Annotated in this window: 22 protein-coding genes; 7 read left to right on the forward strand and 15 right to left on the reverse strand. The window is 70.0% G+C overall.

What is annotated here, in order from left to right:
* Positions 1–60: 60 nt before the first annotated feature.
* The 7 genes from AC069R_RS28530 to AC069R_RS28560 form a co-directional block, all read right to left on the reverse strand.
* On the reverse strand, positions 61–390 hold the full coding sequence (locus AC069R_RS28530; protein WP_478769647.1) for a hypothetical protein: 330 nt from the start codon (positions 388–390) through the stop codon (positions 61–63).
* 17 nt (positions 391–407) lie between these two features.
* A complete protein-coding gene (locus AC069R_RS28535; protein ID WP_478769648.1) occupies positions 408–986 on the reverse strand; it encodes a hypothetical protein in 579 nt (192 codons plus the stop codon).
* A gap of 125 nt (positions 987–1,111) precedes the next feature.
* On the reverse strand, positions 1,112–1,591 hold the full coding sequence (locus AC069R_RS28540; protein ID WP_478769649.1) for a hypothetical protein: 480 nt from the start codon (positions 1,589–1,591) through the stop codon (positions 1,112–1,114).
* Positions 1,592–1,704: 113 nt separating this feature from the next.
* Positions 1,705–3,639 (reverse strand): alpha/beta hydrolase, encoded by a 1,935-nt coding sequence (locus AC069R_RS28545; protein WP_478769650.1) that lies wholly within the window; start codon positions 3,637–3,639, stop codon positions 1,705–1,707.
* Positions 3,636–4,073: an amino acid ABC transporter permease gene (locus AC069R_RS28550; RefSeq protein WP_478769651.1), complete on the reverse strand. Its 438-nt coding sequence runs from the start codon at positions 4,071–4,073 to the stop codon at positions 3,636–3,638. The genes AC069R_RS28545 and AC069R_RS28550 overlap by 4 nt, the downstream gene beginning before the upstream one ends.
* Positions 4,074–4,213: 140 nt before the next feature.
* A complete protein-coding gene (locus tag AC069R_RS28555; RefSeq protein ID WP_478769652.1) occupies positions 4,214–5,359 on the reverse strand; it encodes an FAD-dependent oxidoreductase in 1,146 nt (381 codons plus the stop codon).
* A 115-nt stretch (positions 5,360–5,474) separates the two neighbouring features.
* Positions 5,475–6,170, reverse strand: a complete 696-nt coding sequence (locus AC069R_RS28560; protein ID WP_478769653.1) for a TetR/AcrR family transcriptional regulator — start codon at positions 6,168–6,170, stop codon at positions 5,475–5,477.
* Between the two features lie 80 nt (positions 6,171–6,250).
* On the opposite strand from AC069R_RS28560, the gene recO reads away from it, so the two are divergent.
* Positions 6,251–7,000 (forward strand): DNA repair protein RecO, encoded by a 750-nt coding sequence (recO, locus tag AC069R_RS28565; protein ID WP_397986041.1) that lies wholly within the window; start codon positions 6,251–6,253, stop codon positions 6,998–7,000.
* Positions 7,001–7,047: 47 nt separating this feature from the next.
* Complete coding sequence (locus tag AC069R_RS28570; protein ID WP_397986042.1) at positions 7,048–7,878, forward strand: isoprenyl transferase; 831 nt, start codon at positions 7,048–7,050, stop codon at positions 7,876–7,878.
* Between the two features lie 9 nt (positions 7,879–7,887).
* Here the strand turns inward: AC069R_RS28570 and AC069R_RS28575 are convergent, their stop codons facing one another.
* From AC069R_RS28575 to AC069R_RS28590, 4 genes are all read right to left on the reverse strand, one after another.
* On the reverse strand, positions 7,888–8,304 hold the full coding sequence (locus AC069R_RS28575; RefSeq protein WP_111582087.1) for a Fur family transcriptional regulator: 417 nt from the start codon (positions 8,302–8,304) through the stop codon (positions 7,888–7,890).
* Positions 8,305–8,365: 61 nt separating this feature from the next.
* A complete protein-coding gene (locus AC069R_RS28580; RefSeq protein WP_478769654.1) occupies positions 8,366–9,268 on the reverse strand; it encodes a metal ABC transporter permease in 903 nt (300 codons plus the stop codon).
* Positions 9,268–10,044, reverse strand: coding sequence for a metal ABC transporter ATP-binding protein (locus AC069R_RS28585; RefSeq protein ID WP_478769682.1), 777 nt, complete (start codon positions 10,042–10,044; stop codon positions 9,268–9,270). Before AC069R_RS28585 ends, AC069R_RS28580 begins: the two co-directional genes overlap by 1 nt.
* Before the next feature lie 8 nt (positions 10,045–10,052).
* Positions 10,053–11,012: a metal ABC transporter substrate-binding protein gene (locus AC069R_RS28590; RefSeq protein ID WP_478769655.1), complete on the reverse strand. Its 960-nt coding sequence runs from the start codon at positions 11,010–11,012 to the stop codon at positions 10,053–10,055.
* Positions 11,013–11,184: 172 nt separating this feature from the next.
* Here AC069R_RS28590 and AC069R_RS28595 point away from each other — a divergent pair, with 172 nt between their 5' ends.
* Positions 11,185–12,567, forward strand: coding sequence for a glycine--tRNA ligase (locus AC069R_RS28595; protein WP_478769656.1), 1,383 nt, complete (start codon positions 11,185–11,187; stop codon positions 12,565–12,567).
* Positions 12,568–12,663: 96 nt separating this feature from the next.
* Here AC069R_RS28595 and AC069R_RS28600 read toward each other — a convergent pair whose 3' ends face one another.
* Positions 12,664–13,710 (reverse strand): chitinase, encoded by a 1,047-nt coding sequence (locus AC069R_RS28600; RefSeq protein ID WP_478769657.1) that lies wholly within the window; start codon positions 13,708–13,710, stop codon positions 12,664–12,666.
* A gap of 187 nt (positions 13,711–13,897) precedes the next feature.
* Here AC069R_RS28600 and AC069R_RS28605 point away from each other — a divergent pair, with 187 nt between their 5' ends.
* Positions 13,898–14,914, forward strand: a complete 1,017-nt coding sequence (locus AC069R_RS28605) for an aldo/keto reductase (protein WP_478769658.1) — start codon at positions 13,898–13,900, stop codon at positions 14,912–14,914.
* A gap of 25 nt (positions 14,915–14,939) precedes the next feature.
* Positions 14,940–15,527, forward strand: coding sequence for a TetR/AcrR family transcriptional regulator (locus tag AC069R_RS28610; protein WP_478769659.1), 588 nt, complete (start codon positions 14,940–14,942; stop codon positions 15,525–15,527).
* Positions 15,528–15,572: 45 nt separating this feature from the next.
* Here the strand turns inward: AC069R_RS28610 and AC069R_RS28615 are convergent, their stop codons facing one another.
* Together AC069R_RS28615 and AC069R_RS28620 are read right to left on the reverse strand one after the other, a co-directional pair.
* On the reverse strand, positions 15,573–16,091 hold the full coding sequence (locus AC069R_RS28615; protein ID WP_478769660.1) for a hypothetical protein: 519 nt from the start codon (positions 16,089–16,091) through the stop codon (positions 15,573–15,575).
* A 199-nt stretch (positions 16,092–16,290) separates the two neighbouring features.
* Entirely contained in the window at positions 16,291–17,721 is a 1,431-nt protein-coding gene (locus tag AC069R_RS28620; RefSeq protein ID WP_478769661.1) for an MFS transporter, read from the reverse strand.
* A gap of 102 nt (positions 17,722–17,823) precedes the next feature.
* Here AC069R_RS28620 and AC069R_RS28625 point away from each other — a divergent pair, with 102 nt between their 5' ends.
* On the forward strand, positions 17,824–18,717 hold the full coding sequence (locus AC069R_RS28625) for a helix-turn-helix transcriptional regulator (protein WP_478769662.1): 894 nt from the start codon (positions 17,824–17,826) through the stop codon (positions 18,715–18,717).
* A 135-nt stretch (positions 18,718–18,852) separates the two neighbouring features.
* A complete protein-coding gene (locus AC069R_RS28630; RefSeq protein ID WP_478769663.1) occupies positions 18,853–20,223 on the forward strand; it encodes a S53 family peptidase in 1,371 nt (456 codons plus the stop codon).
* 72 nt (positions 20,224–20,295) lie between these two features.
* On the opposite strand, the gene AC069R_RS28635 is transcribed toward AC069R_RS28630, so the two are convergent.
* The gene (locus tag AC069R_RS28635; protein WP_478769664.1) at positions 20,296–21,747 is read right to left on the reverse strand and encodes an MFS transporter; all 1,452 of its coding nucleotides are present in this window, start codon (positions 21,745–21,747) and stop codon (positions 20,296–20,298) included.
* Positions 21,748–21,821 lie beyond the last annotated feature (74 nt).

Below are 21,821 nucleotides of genomic sequence, written 5' to 3' on the forward strand. Positions count from 1 at the left end.
GGGGCGCACATGGATGGGCTGGACCGTGTCTCTTCGGCGGGCTCACCTGGCCGCAGACGGTCATGCACGGCCGCCGGCCTGGCCGTCACCGCGGGCCAGGCCGATGATGCTTCCTGTCGCGCCCTGGCGCGCGCCGTCCATCCAACGCCGGGTGGCGAAGGTGGGTGAACTGACGAAGGAATCACCCAATCTGATCACGTCGAGGATCAGGCCCAGCTCATATATGTTTGTAAGACCAGTTGTTCCTATGCTGACGCCGAATTTTTCGAGTTCGGCATACTGCAGAATGTGGTGTTCGATGGCGGATGGCGTCGCCCCTACCAACTGGGCTCCCTTGAACCTCACCTGAGGCCCGATGCGTCCATCCACATTGACTGCAAGAAGAAACAAGCCATCATAATGTGCGGTTACGCCAGCAGTCTCGTAACAGTTGGCGCGTCGACCCCCAGGGCCGCCCCCACTTCCTGTGCACGCATGCCGAAATGGAGCGGCCCCACGCCCATCCAGGGGCGCAGATCCCAGCAAGGGCGTTCTCCGGTAAGCCGCCTCTCGTCGATCAAGAACGTGTGTTCTTCATGGTGAACGTCACGCCAAGCGGTGACCGCCGCGGTCCGGTAAGGATCCTGGCTCAACTCTCGAACCCAGCCGGGAATCTCCGGATCGTTGCTCCAGTTTCTCTTTGCTTCCAGCCGCTTTCGAGTGAGAAAATGATCGAGATCCTCCTTTACAGCTGATGGGTGACGCCCGATCAGTTCAATTCCCTCAAGTGTCACCTGAGGTCCGTTGCTTACCAGCACACCGGCAAGGCCATGCCCTCGCCGGTGGAGCGCTACAACTCCATGGTCCCAAAATTCCTGCCACCGATGACCATCGTTTCCGTCGACGAAAGAAGCACTCCTGGCGCCCAGGGCTGCGGTAACGTCTCGTTCGTCCATGCCGAAGCGCAACGGGCCGACGGAATCCAGCGGAATGAACTTCCATGTCAAGTTTATTCTGCCCGCTGCTCCGCTGATCCGCCGCACTCTGAGACCAGTGCGCCGAGCACGTCGCCCGGGCTCCGGATCTGCCGCTCCACCGCTTCCGCGGTGGCCGGGCGGCCGACTGGATGCTTCTACAGCCGCGCGCCGTCCGGGGAAATCGGGGTGGTCGACGACCAGAAGGCGGAACGCACGTTGGGGCGGGGAATGGGGTAGTCGTAGTCGGGCCCGTTTGCAGGGGTGGTCGGGGCGGCCACCTTCGACGGTTCGGCGCACGGGGAATCCACCTCGAACGCGATCTGCCCGGCGCCGCCCACCACCAGAGAGATGCCGAACCCGTCGGCCGACTGGGCGAAGATGGCGGGAAATTCCTTACTCTTGTTCACGGACTTGATCCGGTATCCGCTCTTTTCCCAGAAGCGCTGGACGATCCCCAGAAAGTTCCCGCGCCGTTCCGCGGAGACGATGGTCATCACTGTGCGCGAGCGGGACACGTCGCACGTACCCGTGGACGTGCCGCTGTGAGTCCAGTGCACCTCGGGCTTGATGGCGCCGAGAGTCGCGTCGAGCATCCCATCCGCACGTTCCGCCGCCTGCTGCATGGTGATGTTCATAGTCGGCTCTCGCCTTTCGTTCGAAAGCTGTTTCGCGGAGTCCTGTGCCGCAGCGCACCCGGTCAGCAGGACGGCGGCCGCTACAGCGACCGGAAGTGTCGTCCGTGCCTTCTTCATCGAGGTTTCTCCACCTGAATCTGGTCGGAATGCCCCGCCACGATAAGGGCGATGTTGTTCGCGGACTCTTTGTCTTTTTCCGGGTTGAAGTAGTTCGAGTGAGCCGGTGCCGGATCGTGGATCGAGGGCACCGGCCCGGGATCGACGTGGAAGCGGCGGGCACCGAAGTCCTTGCTCGCCGGGTCGGTTCCGAACCAGAGCTCGTCGGGGTCGGAGGTGCTGTGCCCGATGCCGTAGCCAACGTAGCCGCCCGCACCCGCACCGAGCGCGACATCTTTCATCTGGTCGACGACATTCTCGCCGGAAAGATGGCCCAGAAGCGCGCCCTCGACCGCGCCCATGTAGGAGCCCATCCCTATGCCGGCCGCCTCCCTGTGACTGGGAAGCATGGTCACGGGGTCATGGTCGGCCGCGCCGACGAAGACGTGATCCCTGCCGACGTTGAGATCCTCGGCCTTGTCCGCCCCTGTGCCGGGACTGCCCACGAGGATGATGTCGTCCGCTCCCGGAATGCCGCCATGGCGCTGTGCCGCCTGACCGACGGTGAGGGAGCCATAGGAGTGACCGATGGCGGTGATGTGGGGGTCTTCATGGTCGTTCGTCGCCGAGATGCCGGCCATGAAGTGGTTGTAGGCGGTCGCGCCGACTCTCGCGTCGTGGGTAGACATGACGTCCGCGTTGTGCACGCCCTCCGAGGGTGAGACTTGCGGGGCGTCGTATCCCAGCCACACGATCGACGCGCTTGACGGGTTGTAGAACTGAGCGTCCTTGGCCGTATCCCGTGCTCGCTTGAGGTCGTTTCTTGCGAAATCGGTGTCGAGGGCTGTGCCAAGGCCCGGCACGTACGCCGAAACGTTCTTCGCCGTATCGGGGTTCCCGTAGCTGACAATGGCCCGTCCGTTCCCGGTGTCTCCGATTCCGAGCAGGTACATGGGCGGGAACTTCGGGTCCGGATGCTTCAGCTGGTCCTCAATCGCCTTCAGACCGTCCAGCATGGTCTTGGACCTCTCGTCGTCTTTTCCTGAGAGCTTGCCGATGAGGAGGTCGATGTTTTCCCGGTTGGCCTGGTTCCGCGCTGCCGCCGGAATTCCGTCCAGGTTTCCGATCATGTCGGGGTAGACCGCTAGGTACTCCTCCCGCTGCTCCTGCGTGAGGTGGTCCCACCACTTTTTGCGATCGGCGGGCGACTTGTCGAGCGGGACGGCGTCCCTCAGCCGGTGCGCTTCGGCATCGCCCACGGCCTTGACGTCCGCCGCGGCGTCGGCCCAAGTCTTCGCGTCGACCTTGAGCCCAGGCCCTGCCTTGAGCTTGATGAGCACCTGCCTGTATCGCTCATCGATCTCCCCTGCCTCGCGGACGGCGCGGGCGATGCGGTCGGCTATGTCCTGCGCTTTGGCGAAGTTGGGGTTGACTCCGATCAGATGAGGCGCGGCGGGGCCGGTGCCCGGCACATAGTGCCCATGGACGTCCGGCGGGTACAGCCCTTTGTTGCTCGGCAGAAGTGTGCCGTCATTGCCCACGACCTTCCCGCCGGGCACCTCCTCCCCGGTGGTGTCGTTCTTGCCCTTCGGATAGGCGACGCTTCCGTCCTCGTTCACGGTGAACGACAAGGCGGCGGCATCGTCCAGGGCTGCTTTCAAATGCCTTTGCGGCGTGAACAGTTCAGCAGACAGCCCGTCCACGGCAGAGCGGATCAGCCCGGCCTCGGCGTGGATGTAGTGGTAGTTGTCGCTCAGTCGGTTCAGACGTCGGACAGCCGCGTCCGCGGACTGGCTCTCCTGCGTCTTCGACAAACGGCCGGCCATCTCCGCGTCCACGCGCTGGCCCGCGGAGTCGGCGTGCTGGGAGACCGTGGCCCAGCCGTCGGCCGCGTCATCCAATTCCGTCAGTTTCAGATCGCGCAGCTGCTGCCAGGTGAGTACCGAGGTCACCGACCGTTGCCCCCGCCCGCAACGTGAACAGCCCGAGCCTTTGCGGCCACGGCGACGTCCGTCTCGCCCATCTCGCGGGCAACGGCGCGCAGTTTGGGTTCCAGAGACCTGCACTCGTCCCGTACCGCTTCCAGCCGTTTCTCCCAGGAGGTGAGCACGGTCTTCAACGCGTCCAGGCTGGCAAGGCCCGCTGCACCGGCTGAGACGCCGGTGTGGCTCGACTGCAGGCCCTTCTTCGTCGACTCGGTGCTGGTCTTCAGGTCGTCGGCGGTGTCTGCCGCCTTGCCCCACGGGCCGTTGGTGTGCTGCAGAGTGCCGGAGCCACCCTGAGGGGACCTTCCCCTGAAATCATCTGGAAGGTGGTTGAGTTGCATACGGGTGGAGTGCCGCTCGGCCGTCGCGGCCTTGATCTCTTCCCACTCGTCCCAAGCCACCGGCTGATTCCTCCCCTTTCATGCCCACGCCGCACTGGCCGAAGCCGGTGTGGCACGCAGACGTCACCCCACGGTCGGAACGCACCGTATCCGGTCGGTCGCCGCCAGGGACTGAGTACGCGTACTCATGTTCAGGGGCATTACGCGGTCGCCGGGGCGGTGCTGAAGAAGGCGGTCATCCGGGCCAGGCCGTCCTCGCTGAACATCGTGTCCAGGTTGGCCGCGGATTCGGCGGCGGATGAGGCGCTGCGGGGGAAGAGGGCCGACTCGTAGGCGGTCAGGGCGGATTCGGTGTCGGGGTGGGCGGCGATGGCCTCCGCGAGGGTCGCGCCGTCGTACATGGCCAGGTTGGCGCCCTCGCCGGCGAAGGGCGACATCAGGTGCGCTGCGTCGCCCAGCAGGGTCACCCCCGGCACCCGGTCCCAACGGTGGCCGACGGGCAGGGCGTGGATGCGGCGCGGTGTGAGCGGGCCGTCGGCGTCCGCGATCAGCCCCCGCAGGCCCTCGTCCCAGCCCTCGAAGCCCGCGAGGACCGCCGCCTTCGCCGCCGCGGTGTCGCCGAAGTCGATCGTGTCGAGCCAGCCCTCGTCCGCCTTCACCGCGGTGTACACGTGCAGGCTCCCGTCCGTCTCCCGGTGCGCCAGGAAGCCGCGGCCGGGGCCCGGACACAGGAAGAACCCGCCGCCGATCAGCGCCGCGGCGCGCGGATGGCGGGTGTCGGCGTCCAGCAGGTCCGTCTCCACGAAGGACATGCCGGTGTACGCGGGCCGCGCGGACGAGACCAGCGGCCGGATCCGGGACCACGCGCCGTCCGCGCCGATCAGCAGGTCGGTGGTGACGGCCGAACCGTCGGCGAACGTCACCTCGTGCCGGCCCCCGCCCAGCCCCCGCGCTCCGGTCGCCTTGGCGCCCCAGCGGATCATGCCGTCCGGCAGCGAGCCCAGCAGCAGGTCGCGCAGGTCGCCGCGGTCCACCTCCGGGCGGCCGCCCGCGCCGTCGTCCTCCCGCGCGACCCGCACGGTGCCGTCGGGGCCGACCAGCCGCATCGCCTGGCCGCCCGCGTGGACGAGCTCCCGGAACGCGTCGTGGAGACCGGCGGAGCGCAGCGCCCGCTGCCCGTTCTCCTCGTGGATGTCGAGCATGCCGCCCTGCGTGCGGGCCGCCGCGGACGCCTCCGCCTCGAAGACCGCCGCCTCGATCCCGTGCACCCGCAGGACCCGCGCGGCCGTCAGACCGCCGAGCCCCGCGCCGATGATCGCGATGGGGACGTGGGTGCTGTGCGACATGGGGCCTCCCGACCGAGGGGTCTACCGAACGGCTCCACCGTAGCGAACGCGTTCGTGACGAACAAGTTCGTCCACCGGTAGGCGGAGGCCGGGGCGGACGCGGGGGCGAGTCCGGTCAGTCCGCCGGGGTGGGGACCGGGGTCCCTGTGATGCCGTTGACCAGCACGTCGAAGCTCCAGCGCATACGGTCCCGCACCGAGCCGCCGAGCAGCGCCGGCATGTGCGCCGCGATCGCCGGATGCGTCGTCCCGCTCACCGAGTGCAGGGCGCGGGCGAGGGCGTCCCAGTCGTCCGCGTGCGCGGGGTCCTGCGCCTGCGTCGCGTGCTCGGCGGCGGCCGCCGTGGCGTCCTGGAGCAGCTTGTCCACCCCCCAGGCGACCTGCTCGCGCGCGGCACCGCTGCGGGAGAGCAGGTCCAGGACCCGCTCCACCAGCCGCAGATAGTTCTCGCCGCTGGGCCGCGCCACGAGCGCCGAGCGCGCGAGCTGCGGGTGCGTGAACAGGACGCGGGTGTACGACGCCAGTACGGCCCGAAGCCGCTCCCGCCAGTCCTCCCCGGCGCCCCCGGCCGCCAGGTCGACCTCCCCGAGCAGCGCGTCCAGCACGGCCGCGTGCAGCTCGGCGGTGTTGGCCACGTACACGTACAGCGAGGCCGGGCCGGTGTCCAGCTCCTGCGCCAGCCGGCGCATGGTGACCTTCTCCAGCCCCTCGGCACGCATCAGCCGTACGGCGGTGTCCACGATGCCCTGCCGGGTCAGCGCGGGCTTCGCGGGCCGCTCCCGGCGGCTGACCGGCTCTCTTCTCGCTGTCATGGCGCGATCGTAACGAACACGTTCGTGCTGTACGGGCCGGTGGCGGGGGGCGGTCGGCGCCATGGGCGAGAATGGACGGCATGAGTCTGTTCCGCGACGACGGCATCGTGCTGCGCACCCAGAAGCTGGGCGAGGCGGACCGGATCATCACCCTGCTCACCCGTGGCCACGGCCGGGTCCGGGCCGTGGCCCGCGGCGTGCGGCGCACCAAGTCGAAGTTCGGTGCCCGGCTGGAGCCCTTCTCCCATGTGGACGTGCAGTTCTTCGCGCGCGGCAGCGAACTGATCGGGCGCGGGCTGCCGCTGTGCACCCAGAGCGAGACGATCGCGCCGTACGGCGGCGGCATCGTGACCGACTACGCCCGCTACACCGCCGGTACGGCCATGCTGGAGACCGCCGAGCGGTTCACCGACCACGAGGGCGAGCCGGCCGTACAGCAGTACCTGCTGCTGGTCGGGGCGCTGCGCACGCTGGCCCGCGGGGAGCACGCCCCGAACCTGGTGCTGGACGCGTTCCTGCTGCGCTCGCTCGCCGTCAACGGGTACGCGCCCAGCTTCGGCGACTGCGCGCGGTGCGGGATGCCGGGGCCCAACCGGTTCTTCTCCGTCGCCTCCGGCGGCTCGGTGTGCGTCGACTGCCGGGTGCCCGGCAGCGTCGTACCGTCGCCGGGGACCCTGGTACTGCTGGGCGCCCTGCTTACGGGAGACTGGGAGACGGCGGACGCGTGCGAGGCGCGGTACGTCCGGGAGGGCAGTGGGCTGGTCTCCGCCTATCTGCACTGGCATCTGGAACGCGGGCTGCGGTCGCTGCGGTACGTGGAGAAGTCCTAGCCGGGCCGGGGAGCCGGCCCGAGAAGTCGTAGAGGGAGTCGGAGCACATGGTGGTACGCGGGATCCTGGGGCGCCAGCGGCGCGAGTACACGGCGCCGGAGCCGCATCCCTCGGGGGCCCGGCCGCCGAAGCTCCCCGGTGAGCTGGTCCCGAACCACGTGGCGATCGTCATGGACGGCAACGGGCGGTGGGCCAAGGAGCGGGGGCTGCCGCGCACCGAGGGGCACAAGGTCGGCGCCGAGCAGGTGCTCGACGTGCTCCAGGGGGCGATCGAGATGGGCGTGCGCAACATCTCGCTGTACGCCTTCTCCACCGAGAACTGGAAGCGCTCGCCCGACGAGGTGCGCTTCCTCATGAACTTCAACCGCGACTTCATCCGCAAGAGCCGCGACCAGCTCGACGGGCTGGGCGTACGGGTGCGCTGGGCCGGGCGGATGCCCCGGCTGTGGAAGTCGGTCGCCAAGGAGCTCCAGGTCGCGCAGGAGCAGACCAAGGACAACGACCGGCTGACGCTGTACTTCTGCATGAACTACGGCGGCCGGGCCGAACTCGCCGACGCGGCCAAGGCGTTGGCGGAGGACGTACGGGCCGGGCGGCTGGACCCGGCGAAGGTGTCCGAGAAGACGATCCAGAAGTACCTGTACTACCCGGACATGCCGGACGTCGACATGTTCCTGCGGCCCAGCGGGGAGCAGCGGACGTCCAACTACCTGCTCTGGCAGAGCGCTTACGCCGAGCTGGTCTTCCAGGACGTGCTGTGGCCGGACTTCGACCGGCGCGACCTGTGGCGGGCCTGCGTCGAATTCGCCTCCCGCGACCGGCGGTTCGGCGGCGCGATCCCGAACGAGGAACTGCTGGCCATGGAGGGCGACGGCTGAGCGCGTCCCTCAGCCGTTCCGCGTGGCGCACTCCGCGCACGTGCCGAAGATCTCCACGGTGTGCGCCACATTGACGTACCCGTGCTCCGCCGCGATCGCCTCCGCCCACTTCTCCACCGCCGGACCCTCCACCTCCACCGCCTTGCCGCAGCCGCGGCAGACGAGGTGGTGGTGGTGTTCGCCGGTGGAGCAGCGGCGGTAGACGGATTCGCCCTCGGACGTGCGCAGCACGTCGACCTCGCCGGCGTCCGCGAGGGACTGGAGGGTGCGGTAGACGGTGGTGAGCCCGACGGAGTCGCCCTTGTGCTTGAGCATGTCGTGGAGCTCCTGCGCGCTGCGGAACTCGTCGACCTCGTCCAGTGCGGCCGCCACTGCTGCCCGCTGACGGGTCGCGCGGCCCTTCACGGGCGGTCCAGCGGTCGTCACTGCTGCCTCCTCACGTCTCACCCCTGACGCGGGCCATTGTGCCAGCCCGGCGCCCCGGCGGTCAGGCGCTGATCTCCTCCCCCGTGCCGCGCGCGGCCGGAATCACGCACTCCGCCGGTTCCCCGCCGGCCCCGGCCGCCGCGGCGGCGCGGGCGCGTCGCCGGGCCAGCGGGGCGGCCAGCGCGGTCAGCGCGACGAACGCGGCGATGGTGAGCAGGACGATCGTCGCGCCGGGCGGCACGTCCTGGTAGAACGACGCGATCGTGCCGCTGACGGTCACCGTGATGCCGAGCGCCACCGCGATCGCGAACGTGGCGGCGAAGCTGCGGGTGAGCTGCTGGGCCGCCGCCACCGGCACCACCATCAGCGCGGAGACCAGGAGCAGCCCGACGATGCGCATGGCGACCGTCACCGTCACCGCCGCCGTGACCGCCGTCAGCAGGTTCAGGGCGCGCACCGGCAGGCCCGTCACCCGCGCGAACTCCTCGTCCTGGCTCACCGCGAACAGCTGGCGGCGCAGGCCCAGCGTGACCAGCACCACGAACGCGGCCAGCAGGCAGATCGTGAGGACGTCGGACCGGGAGACCGTGGACAGGGAGCCGAAGAGATAGGTGCCGAGGTTCGCGTTGGAGCCGGTGGGCGCCATGTTGATGAACATCACGCCGCCCGCCATGCCGCCGTAGAACAGCATGGCCAGCGCGATGTCGCCGCGCGTCTTGCTGTACCAGCGGATCAGCTCCATCAGCAGGGCGCCGACGACGGAGACCGCCATCGCCATCCAGACCGGGGACGTGGAGAGCAGGAAGCCGAGGCCGACGCCGGTCATGGCGACGTGCCCGATGCCGTCGCCCATCAGGGCCTGGCGGCGCTGGACCAGGTAGATGCCGATGGCGGGGGCGGTGATGCCGACCAGGACGGCGGCGAACAGGGCCCGCTGCATGAGGGCGTAGTGGAGGAAGTCCATCAGCTCAGCAATCCCGTGCGGATCGGTCCGGAGCCCGCGGGGGCGTGCGGGTGTACGTGGTCGTGGCCGGGCAGCGCGTGCTGGCCGGTGGCTCTCGGCGGGGGACCGTCGTGCACGACACAGCCGTCGCGCAGGACGACCGCGCGGTCGATCAGCGGCTCCAGGGGGCCCAGTTCGTGCAGGACGAGCAGGACCGTCGTACCGGCCGCCACCTGCTCGCCGAGCGTCCGCGCGAGGATCTCCTGGCTGGCCAGGTCGACGCCGGCCATCGGCTCGTCCATGATCAGCAGCTCCGGGCGGGCGACGAGCGCGCGGGCGATCAGGACGCGCTGGTGCTGGCCCCCGGACAGGGCGTTCACCGAGTCCTTGGCGCGGTCCGCCATGCCGACCTGCTCCAGGGCGGCGCGTACGGCGTCCCGGTCGTCCTTGCGGAAGAGGCCGAAGCGGGTGCGGGACAGGCGGCCGGAGGAGACGATCTCGGTGACCGTCGCCGGGACGCCGCCCGCGGCCGTGGTGCGCTGGGGCACGTAGCCCACGCGCGCCCAGTCGCGGAAGGCGCGCCGGGGGGTGCCGAACAGCTCGATGGCCCCGCCGGCCACCGGCACCTGGCCGATGACCGTACGGATCGCGGTGGACTTGCCGGAGCCGTTGGCGCCGAGGAGGGCGACGACCTCGCCGCGCCGGACCGTGAGGTCGATGCCGCGCAGGACGGGGCGGGCGCCGAGGTCGGCCCGCACGCCGCGCAGGGATATGACAGGTTCGCCGGTTTCCACGATGTCTCCCGTCACTTCGCGCCCAGCGCCTGCTGGAGCGCCTTGAGGTTGGCGTTCTGGACGGAGAAGTAGTCCGTGCCGCGGGACTTGTCCGTGATGCCCTCGATCGGGTCGAGGACGTCGGTCTTCAGGTGCGCGTCGTCGGCGATGGTCTTCGCGGTCTTGTCGCTGACGAGCGTCTCGTAGAAGACGGTGGAGACGTGGTCGGCCTTCGCCATGCGCTCCAGGTCGGTCACCCGCGCGACGCTCGGCTCGGAGTCCGGGTCGAGGCCGTTGATCGCCTCCTCGGTGAGGCCGTAGCGCTCGGCGAGGTAGCCGAAGGCGGCGTGGGTGGTGATGAAGACCTTGGACTTGGTGTGCGCGAGGCCGGTGCGGAAGCGCTGGTCCAGCTCGTCCAGCTGCTTGACCAGGGCCGCGGTGTTCTTCCGGTAGTCGGCCGCGTGCTTCGGGTCGGCCTTCTCCAGGGCCTTGCCGACACCGCGCGCGACCTGGGCGTAGCGCACCGGGTCGAGCCAGATGTGCGGGTCCTTGCCCGCGGACTCCTCGCCCTGGTGGGTGTCGTGCGCGGCCGCGTGCCCGCCGACCTCGTTGCCGTGCGACTCCAGGGTGGTCAGGGAGGCGGCGTCGATCTTCGTCTTCACCGAGGACTGGGCGACCGCGGCGTCCACGGAGGGCTGGAGGTCCTTGAGGTAGAGGACGGCGTCCGCGTCGTCGATCGCGACGATCTGCTTGGGGCTGATCTCCAGGTCGTGCGGCTCCTGGCCGGGTGTGGTGAGACTGGTGACGTGGACGTGGTCGCCGCCGATCCGCTCGGCGAGGAAGGACATCGGATAGAAGGACGCGATGACGTCGAGCCGGCCGTCGTGGGCCGCGGCCGTGCCGCTCCCGGAGCAGCCGGTGAGGGTGCCGAGGCCGAGGGCGGTGACGGCGGTCAGGGCGGCGGCGGGTATCAGGCGTCCACGTATGTTCATGACAGTCATTTTCAACAAAAATGGAAACCGTTGTCAACAATCGCTCCGGGGTGCCCTCGGGATGCCCGTAGGCAGGGGCCGATTTGGTCGTGGGGGAGCCTGCGCCGGTAACCTGAAGCATTCGCTGGAAGCATCTCGCTTCAACGCCCGTCGTCGTAATGAAGAGAGCACCGTGGCCGCCGACAAGATCGACACCATCGTCAGCCTGAGCAAGCGCCGTGGCTTCGTTTTCCCGTGCAGTGAGATCTACGGCGGCCAGCGTGCCGCCTGGGACTACGGACCGCTGGGTGTCGAGCTCAAGGAGAACATCAAGCGCCAGTGGTGGCGCTACATGGTGACGTCCCGCGAGGACGTGGTCGGTATCGACTCGTCCGTCATCCTGGCCCCGGAGGTCTGGGTCGCGTCCGGCCACGTCGCCACCTTCACGGACCCGCTGACCGAGTGCACCGCGTGCCACAAGCGGTTCCGTGCCGACCACCTCGAAGAGGCCTACGAGGAGAAGAAGGGCCACGCCCCGGCGAACGGCCTGGCCGACATCAACTGCCCGAACTGCGGCAACAAGGGCCAGTTCACCGAGCCCAAGCAGTTCTCCGGCCTGCTGTCCACGCACCTCGGCCCGACCCAGGACTCCGGCTCGGTCGCCTACCTGCGCCCCGAGACCGCCCAGGGCATCTTCACCAACTTCGCCCAGGTGCAGACCACTTCGCGCCGCAAGCCGCCGTTCGGCATCGCCCAGATGGGCAAGTCGTTCCGCAACGAGATCACGCCGGGCAACTTCATCTTCCGCACCCGAGAGTTCGAGCAGATGGAGATGGAGTTCTTCGTCAAGCCGGGCGAGGACGAGCAGTGGCAGGAATACTGGATGGAGCAGCGCTGGAACTGGTACACGGGCCTCGGCCTGCGCACCGAGAACATGCGCTGGTACGAGCACCCGAAGGAGAAGCTCTCCCACTACTCGAAGCGGACCGCGGACATCGAGTACCGCTTCCAGTTCGGCGGCAGTGAGTGGGGCGAGCTGGAGGGCGTCGCCAACCGCACGGACTACGACCTCGGCGCGCACTCCAAGGCCTCCGGCCAGGACCTCTCCTACTTCGACCAGGAGGCCGGGGAGCGCTGGACGCCGTACGTCATCGAGCCTGCGGCGGGCGTCGGCCGCACCATGCTGGCCTTCCTGCTCGACGCGTACATCGAGGACGAGGCGCCCAACGCCAAGGGCAAGATGGAGAAGCGCACGGTGCTGCGCCTCGACCACCGTCTCGCCCCGGTGAAGGTGGCCGTGCTGCCGCTGTCCCGCAACCCGGAGCTGTCGCCGAAGGCCAAGGGCCTCGCGCAGGCGCTGCGGCAGAACTGGAACATCGACTTCGACGACGCGGGCGCCATCGGCCGCCGCTACCGCCGCCAGGACGAGATCGGTACGCCGTTCTGTGTGACCGTCGACTTCGACACCCTTGAGGACAACGCGGTCACCGTGCGCGAGCGCGACACGATGAAGCAGGAGCGGGTCTCGCTCGACCAGATCGAGGGGTACCTGGCGCAGCGCCTGCTGGGCTGCTGACGCCCGCCGCCGTTCCGGGGGCTCCGCCCCCTCCTGCGCCCACCCACCAGCCGCTTTCGCCGGCCGGTGGGTGGGCGCTTTCGCGCCGACGTCGGCTCAACGCCCTTGCAGCGCCTTGACGTTGTCGCCGAAGGTCCAGTTCTTCGAGCCGTCCCAGTTGAGGGACCAGTCCATCAGGCCCTTCAGTGAGCTGCCGTAGTGCTGCCAGGCCTGGGCGACCAGGGACGGGGACAGGTAGCCGCCGCCCGCGCCGGGCTGGGCGGGCAGCCCCGGAACCTGCTTGTCGCAGGGCACCCTGACGGTCGTACCCTGCACCACCAGGCCCTTGTTCAGGCAGTCGGTCTGGGCGGTGAAGCCCGCCACCGTGCCGGCCTCGTAGGAGTCGCCGGAGCAGCCGTACATGCTGCCGTTGTAGTACTGCATGTTCAGCCACCACAGGCGGCCGTTGTCCGCGTACTTCTTGATGATCGGCAGATACGCGCCCCAGATCGAGCCGTAGGTGACGCTGCCGCCGGTGACGTACGCCGTCTCCGGGGCCATCGTCAGCCCGAAGCCGGCCGGCATCTGCGCGAGGATGCCGTCGATGATGCGGACCAGGTTGGCCTGGGACGTGGACAGTTGGCCGATGTTCCCGCTGCCCGTCAGGCCGGTCTCGATGTCGATGTCGATGCCGTCGAAGTTGTACTTCTTCAGGATCGGTACGACGGTCGAGACGAACTTGTCCGCGACCGCGGTGGAATTGAGGTCGATGCCGGCCGCCGCGCCCCCGATGGAGAGCAGGATCGTCTCGCCGGACGCCTTCGCCGCGCACATCTCCGCGGGCGTGGGCACCTTCACCCCGGTGTCCATGCCGTCCTCCCACAGCGCCGTGCCGTCGGAGCGGATCACCGGGAAGGCCGCGTCGAGGACGTTGTAACCGTGCGCGGGGATACGGGAGTCGGTGACCGGGGTCCAGCCGAAGGGCGGGTGGACCCCGTTGGCGGCGCCGTCCCAGTTCTCCCAGTAGCCCTGGAGCACCTTGCCCGCCGGGCGCGACTTGACCGCGCAGGTGTCGGCGGCCGCGGCGGGGTGCGCGGCGGGGAGCTGGGTGAGACAGGCGGTCGCGAGGGCGGCGGCGAGCAGGGACAGCGAGCGGCGGAGCATACGGGCCTCCTGGTGGGGTGCAGCGAGGTACCGGATGGGCATGTCCTGTGCATGACCATGCTTTGGTCCAGACCTTTCGTCAAGAGGTCTGGACCAAGCCGCCTCCGGTGCGGGCACGGCACTGTTGGATGACAACTATGGAATGACAGATATTGAAATCTGTCAGCTGTCATGCCATGCTGGAGCCATGACGACGACACTCCACACCCGAAACCTCGGCACCACCGGCCCGCGCGTCTCCGCCCTCGGCCTCGGCTGCATGGGCATGTCCGCGCTGTACGGAGAGGCCGACCGCGCCGAGTCCATCGCGACCGTCCACGCCGCCCTGGAAGCGGGCGTGACCCTGCTCGACACCGGCGACTTCTACGCCATGGGGCACAACGAGATGCTGATCGGCGAGGCCCTGCGCACCGCGCCCGCCGCCCGGCGCGAACAGGCCCTGGTCAGCGTGAAGTTCGGCGCCCTGCGCGACCCGGAGGGCAACTGGAGCGGCTACGACGGCCGGCCCGCCGCCGTGAAGAACTTCGCCGCCTACTCCCTCCAGCGCCTCGGCGTCGACCACATCGACGTCTACCGGATCGCCCGCCTCGACCCGGACGTCCCGATCGAGGAGACCGTCGGCGCCATCGCCGAACTGATCGAGAAGGGGTACGTCCGCCACGTCGGCCTCAGCGAGGTCGGCGCCGAGACGATCCGCCGGGCCGCCGCCACCGCGCCCGTCTCCGACCTCCAGATCGAGTACTCGCTCATCTCGCGGGGCATCGAGCGGGAGATCCTGCCGACCACCCGTGAACTGGGCATCGGCATCACCGCGTACGGCGTCCTGTCCCGCGGCCTGATCTCCGGCCACTTCAGCCGTGACCGGCAGCTCTCCGCGGGCGACTTCCGCGCCCACTCGCCCCGCTTCCAGGGCGAGAACCTCCAGCACAACCTGAACCTGGTCGACGCCCTGCGGGAGATCGCCGAGCGCAAGGGCGCCACCGTGGCGCAGACCGCCATCGCCTGGGTGCTCTCCCGCGGCGAGGACATCGTGCCGCTGGTCGGCGCCCGCACCCGCGAGCGGCTGGCCGAGTCGCTCGGCGCCCTGGAGGTGACCCTGGACGCGGCCGACCTGGCGGCCATCGAGGAGGCCGTGCCGGCGGACGCGGCGGCCGGCGACCGCTACCCGAGCGCGCAGATGGCACACCTGGACAGCGAGCGCTGATCCGGATGCCGGGTACGGTCTAGGCATGGCATCGACCAGCGAGATCCTGACCGCCGAGCGCATCCTGGAGGCGACCGAGGAGGTGCTGCGCCGGCACGGCCCGGCCAAGGCCACCGTGGTGGACGTGGCCCGCGCCCTCGGCGTCAGCCACGGCAGTGTCTACCGGCACTTCCGTACCAAGGCCGCGCTGCGCGAGGCGGTCACCAAGCGCTGGCTGGACCGGACCTCCCGGAAGCTCGCCGAGATCGCCGCCGCGCGCGAGCGGGACCCGGAGACCCGGCTGCGGGACTGGCTGGCCGCCCTGTTCGAGGCCAAGCGGCACAAGGCGGGCGACGACCCGGAGCTGTTCGCCACGTACACCGTGCTGACGGACGAGAACGGCGCGGTCGTCGGCGAGCACATAGCCGAGCTGACCGCGCAGCTGACGGAGATCATCGCGCAAGGGGCCGGGTCGGGCGCCTTCTCGGTGCCCGACCCGGCCGCCGCGGCCCGAGCCGTCTTCCACGCCACCGGCCGGTTCCACGATCCCTGTTATGCCAGGGAGTGGACCCTGCCCGGCGTCGGCGAGGAGTTCACGGCCGTCGTGGACCTGTTGGTGCGGGGTCTTCGCTGACGACCGGCGTCAGCCGGCCTCGACCCGTCTGCCGGCCTCGGGTCGTCAGCTGACCTTCACGCTGACCGGCGCGGACATGACCTTGCCGTCCTTGGTCACCACGCGCACGGTCTCGTTGCCCTTGGCGGTGAACGCCCGGCGGATGGTGAAGGTGCCGTTGCGGTTGACGACGGTCGTGGACCGCAGCGTGGTCCACTTGCCGTTCATCCGGTGCTGGAGGACCAGCACCGTGCCGGCCTTCACACCCTTGACGCGACCGGCGAAGGCCACGCGCTCGCCGTGCTTGACGGTCTTGTGGGAGGCCGCGACGGTGATGGAGCCCGTCGCGGTCGTCGCCGCCGCGGCCTTCGGCATCGCCTTCTTGGTCGCCGAGCGCGTCGGCATCGGTTTCGGCTTCATCGTCGCCGTGCGCGTGGGCATCGGCTTCTTGGTCGTGGTCACCTTCGGGCTGGGGGTGCTGGTCGCGGCGAAGGCTCCGGCCGTACCGCCGGAGAGCAGGGCCACGGACAGTACACCGGCGCCCAGAGCACGGCCGTAGCGGTGGTGGCGGAGTACGGAGGTCATGGTTCTCTCCTGTCGCTCGATCGTTCGCTCGATCGGACGTCTCCCAGGCTGACCCGACTTCGCTCCGTCGGCCACTCGAAGCGCTGCGTAACCGAACTCCGGGACCGGTGAAAGTGCAGGTCACCGGCGTTATGGAGCAGTTTCCGGGGCCCTTTTCCGGTCCTTGCCCCCCGACCCGCCGCCCGCGCCGAAGGCACCCTCAGCCCACCCTCCTCGGCAGCCGGACCCCCAGCACCCCCGTCAGCACGATCCCGGCCACCTGCGCGAGCAGCGTGACGAGCAGCGCCTCCCGCATCCCCACCTGCGGCACGAGCGTGAGGAACAGCGTGCCCAGCGTCGCCACTCCGAGCGCCAGCCCCGACTGCTGCGTGGTGACCAGCACCCCACCGCCCACACCGGCCCGAGCCGCCGGCACCTCGGACAGCACCAGCCGCATCACATTGGGGAGTTGAAGCGCCTGACCGGCCCCGGCCACCGCCATCCCCGGCAGCAGCGCGGCCACACTCACCTGCGGCCAGTCCCGCCAGACGGCCGCCGCGATCAGCAGCACCCCGACGCCCTGCACGGCGGACCCGACCGGTATCACCCGCGTGCCGAACCGGCCCATCAGCCGCGGACCCGCGAGCGACACGAACAGGAACACCACGGCCATCGGCGCGAGCGCGAGCCCCGCCGGCACCGGGCCCAGCCGCGCGCCCTGCTGGAGGGCCAGCGCGATCACGAACATGAACCCGCTGAAGCCGACCGAGAACGGCACGATCAGCACCAGCCCGCGCCGCAGCGAGGCGAGCCGCAGCAGGCTCGGCGGCACCAGCGGGGTGCGCCCCGCCCGGTCCGCCCGCCGCTCCACCAGCCAGAACCCGGCCGCCGCGCACGGGAACGCGGCCAGCGACAGCCACGTCCACAGCGGCCAGCCCGCCGCCCGGCCCTCGGTGAGCGGCGCGAGCAGCGTCAGCAGGGACACCGCGAGCAGCGCGGTGCCGGGGCCGTCGACGGGTTCCGGGTGCTGCGAGCGGGTCTCGGGCACGAGCCGTACGGCCAGCACCAGACCCAGCGCGACCACCGGCACGTTGACGAGGAACACCGACCGCCAGCCGCTCCCGGCGATGTCGGCGGCGACCAGGACCCCGCCGAGCACCTGCCCGGCCACCATGGACAGGCCGGCCGTGGCGCCGTACAGGCTCATCGCCCTGGCGCGGCGCGCGCCCTGCGTGGCGGACTGGATGGTGGCGAGCACCTGCGGCAGCATCGCGGCGGCCGCCGCGCCCTGTGCCACCCGCGCGGCCACCAGGCTCCACGCGTCGGGCGCGAGTCCGCAGGCCAGCGAGGTCAGCCCGAAGGCCGCCATGCCGCCGAGGAACAGCCGGCGGCGCCCGAACAGGTCCCCGAGCCGCCCGCCGAGCACCAGCAGCACGGCGTAGGCGACGCCGTAGCCGGCGACCACCAGCTCCAGCACGGCCTCGCCGGCGCCCAGATCGGTGCCCATGGTCGGCAGGGCGACGTTGACGATGAAGAAGTCGACCAGCGGCAGCGCCGCGGCCAGCAGAACGGTGAACAGTCCGGGGCCGCCGAGCACGGGCGCTGCGGCGGCCGCCCGGCGGACGGCGTGGACGGTGACGGTCTCACTCATGGCATCGATCCTGCGGTGCGGCCCAGACGGGTACCAGAGTGTCCTCATCCTGGTACCAGGAGTACCTGGAAACAGGCTGACCGGCACGGCACCCTGGAGGGCATGGCCACGATGACGACCACCGCACCCCCGTCGGGCGACACCGCGGGCGGCGCGGAGATCCGGCGGCACGAACTGGCCGCCTTCCTGCGCAACCGCCGCGAGCGCATCAGCCCCGAGGAGGTCGGCCTGCCCCGCGGTCCGCGCCGTCGTACGCCGGGGCTGCGCCGCGAGGAGGTGGCGCACCTGTCCGCGGTCGGCGTCACCTGGTACACGTGGCTCGAACAGGCCCGCCCCATCCAGGTCTCCGTGCAGGTCCTGGACGCCCTCGCGCGCACCCTGCGGCTCGACGCCAGCGAGCGCGCCCATCTGTTCCAGCTGGCCGGGGCCAACGACCCCATGCCGGCGGCGAGTTGCCCGAGCGTGACACCGGCGGTCCGCGAGATGCTGGACCGGCTCGGGCCGATCCCGGCCGCGGTGCAGAACAGCCGGTACGACGTCCTCGCCTACAACCGCGCCTACGGGATGCTCCTGTGCGACATGGACGCGCTGCCGCCCGAGGACCGCAACTGCATGCTGCTCGCCTACTTCAACGAGGACTGGCGGTCCGCGGTCGTACATCTGGAGGAGACCCGGCGGCTGATGACCGCCCGGCTGCGCGCGGCCCTCGCCGGTCATCTCGGCGAGCCCGCCTGGAAGATGCTCCTCAAGCGGCTGAAGGAGTCGCCCGAGTTCCGGCGGAACTGGGAGCGGTACGAGGTGGCCGGCTACCGCTCCAAGACCAAGGAGTACCTCAACCCCCATGTGGGGCTCCTGACGGTGGAGCACACCGACCTGTGGCTGGCCCCCGAGACGGGCAGCCGGGTGGTGATGTACACGCCGGGCAACGAGGAGACGCGCGAGCGCCTGGAGCGGCTGCACCGGCTGGCGCAGGCGGTGCCCGCGCAGGGGAGTTGATCAATCCGCTGCGTGCGGGTGCGGTTTCGGTAAAGGATTCGAAATCTACAGATCAATAGGGTTGTCCTGTGCATGACTCGCCCGATGGGATGCGCGAGACCACTTCGGTCCACACCAGACCACTCAGGGGATTTCATGCACATATCCCGTACCGGGCGAGGCATCGCGGCCGCCACCACGGGCGCTGCCGCTCTCGTCGCCGCCGCGCTGGCGACCGCCGCCCCCGTGGGTGTCGCCACCGCGGCCCCCGCCGCCGTGCCGCACACCTTTGCGGCCCCGGCCGTCGCCGGGCACACCCTCGCCCACGACGTGGCCAGCCCGATCTCCATCGCCCAGTGCCAGGCCAAGTGGCACATCAACTGCTACACCCCGCTCCAGTACCGCACCGCATACAACCTGAACCCGCTGTACCGCAAGGGCGTCACGGGCAAGGGGCGCACGATCGTCATCGTCGACTCGTTCGGCTCCCCGACGATCCAGCACGACCTCGACGTGTACAGCAAGCAGTTCGGCATGCCGAGCGCCAAGGTCTCGGTTGTCAAGTGGGGCAAGGTGCCCCCCTTCGACCCGAAGAACGGCGACATGACGGGCTGGGCCGGGGAGACCACCCTGGACGTCGAGATGGCGCACGCCGTGGCGCCGGGCGCGAAGATCGTGCTGGTGGAGACCGGGGTCGCGGAGACCGAGGGCGTCACCGGTCTGCCGGAGATGATGAGCGCCGAGAAGTCGCTGATCGACCACGGGGTCGGCGATGTCATCACGCAGAGCTTCAGCGCGACCGAGAACACCTTTCCGGGCTTCGAGAAGGGCGACTTCTCCAGCATCCAGAACCTGCGGTACGCGTTCAAGGACGCGGCCCGCAAGCACGTGACCGTCCTCGGCTCCTCCGGCGACGACGGCCCCACCGGCGCCGTCCTGGACGGCTCGGCCGACTACAAGCAGCAGGTCAACTCCTGGCCGTCGTCGGACCCGTTGGTCACCTCGGTCGGCGGCACCCAGCTGCACCTGAACGAGCAGGGCCACCGCGTCAGCCCCGACAGCGTCTACAACGACCACGGCGCGGGCGGCGGCGGCATCTCCCACGTGTTCTCCCGGCCCGCCTTCCAGAACGGCGTGAAGAAGGTCGTCGGCAACCACCGCGGCACCCCGGACATCTCGATGTCCGCCGCCGTCGACGGCGGTGCCTGGGTGTACTCCAGCTACGACCCGACGGCCGTCGGCTGGGACGTCTACGGCGGCACCAGCGAGTCCAGCCCGCTGTTCTCGGGCATCGTGGCGCTCGCCGACCAGGTCGCCGGACACCGCCTCGGCGACATCAACGGCGCGCTCTACAGCCTCGCCAAGCACAAGGGCACCGGCGTCGTGGACGTCAACGACGGCACCGACAACACGTACGGCGGCGTGACCGGCTACAAGGCCGTCAACGGCTACGACATGGCCACCGGCGTCGGCACGCTGGACGCGCCGAGCTTCGTCAAGTCGCTGGCGAAGGCCGCCCGCCGCTGAGGAAGCGACCGCACACGACGGAGCCGGTCCGGGTGCCGTACCCGGACCGGCTCCGTCGCCGTTCGCGCGGGCTCAGCCGCGGCTGCCGGCGCCCACCGCCTGGCGGATCTCCGCGGTCTCCAGCCGCTCCGCCGCGCGCTCGGCCGTACGCCGGGCCCAGCGGCCGCTGGTGAGCAGGCCCAGGGCGAGCACCGCGAGGCCGCAGGCGGTGAGGATCCACCAGCCGGGGCGGGCGGCGTCCACGAAGGTGGCGCGGTACGACGTCGCGCCGATGCCGGAGGCGAGGACCGCGCCGATCACCGCGACGCCGAGGGTGGAGCCGAGCTGCCGGCTGGTCGAGGCGACGGCGGCGGCGACCCCGGCCTGGGCGCGGGGCATGCCCGAGACGGCCGTGTTGGTGATCGGCGCGTTGACGAAGCCGAAGCCGATGCCGAACAGGACGTAGCCGAGGAACAGGGTGACGTCCGAGGTCTCGGCCTCGAACAGCGCGAACAGGATGCCGCTGATCGTCATCGCCGTACCGGCGATCAGCAGCGGCAGCCGGGGCCCGCGGGTGCCGACCAGCCGGCCGGACAGCGGGGCGCACAGGAAGGTCGGCGCGGCCATGGGGAGCATCCACAGGCCCGCGTGCAGGGCGTCGAGGCCGCGCACGTTCTGCAGGTACAGCGTCGACATGAACAGGAAGCCGCCGAGCGCGGCGAAGGCACTGATCGCGATCACGGTCGCCCCGCTGAACGGCGCGGAGCGGAAGAAGCGCAGGTCGATGAGGGGTTCGTCACGCCGGGGCTCGTACCACAGCAGGGCGACGAGGGCGACGAGGGCGATCGCGAAGTACGGCGCGACCGAGGCGAGGCCGGAGTCGGGCGCCTGGATGATCCCGTACGTCAGCGCGCCGAACAGGGCGATCACCAGCACCTGGCCCACCGGGTCGGGGCGGCGGCCCTTGGGGGCGCGGGACTCCGGGACGAAGCGCAGGGTGAGCAGCAGGGCCGCGAGGCCGATCGGGAGGTTGATCCAGAAGATCGCGCGCCAGCTCACGGACTGCACCAGCAGGCCGCCGACCAGCGGGCCGAGGGCCATGGATATGCCGACCACCGCGCCCCAGACGCCGATGGCGCGGGCGCGCTCGCGGGCGTCCGTGAAGGTGTTGGTGATGATCGACATGGCGACCGGGTTGAGCATCGAGCCGCCGACCGCCTGGACCATGCGGAAGACGACGAGCAGGGACAGGCTGGGGGCGAGCGAGCACAGCACCGAGCCGATGGTGAACACCACGAGGCCGGCCATGAAGACGCGCTTGCGGCCGATCCGGTCGGCGGTGGACCCGGCCAGCATCAGCAGCGAGGCCAGGACCAGGGTGTAGGCGTCGATGGTCCACTGCAGACCGGAGGTGGTGGCGTGCAGATCGCGCTGCATGGAGGGCAGCGCGACATTCAGCACGGTGTTGTCCAGGCTCACGATCAGCAGGCTCATGCAGCAGATCGCAAGCACGAGCATGCGCCTGCGGTGACTCAACTCTGGCATGCGCGTCATCGTACGCCGATTTCGATAGTGCGTCTAACTAATGACTATTACACGGGCCCCGGCGGGCTCGGGCG

It is taken from the genome of Streptomyces sp. NPDC043952, assembly GCF_056435325.1.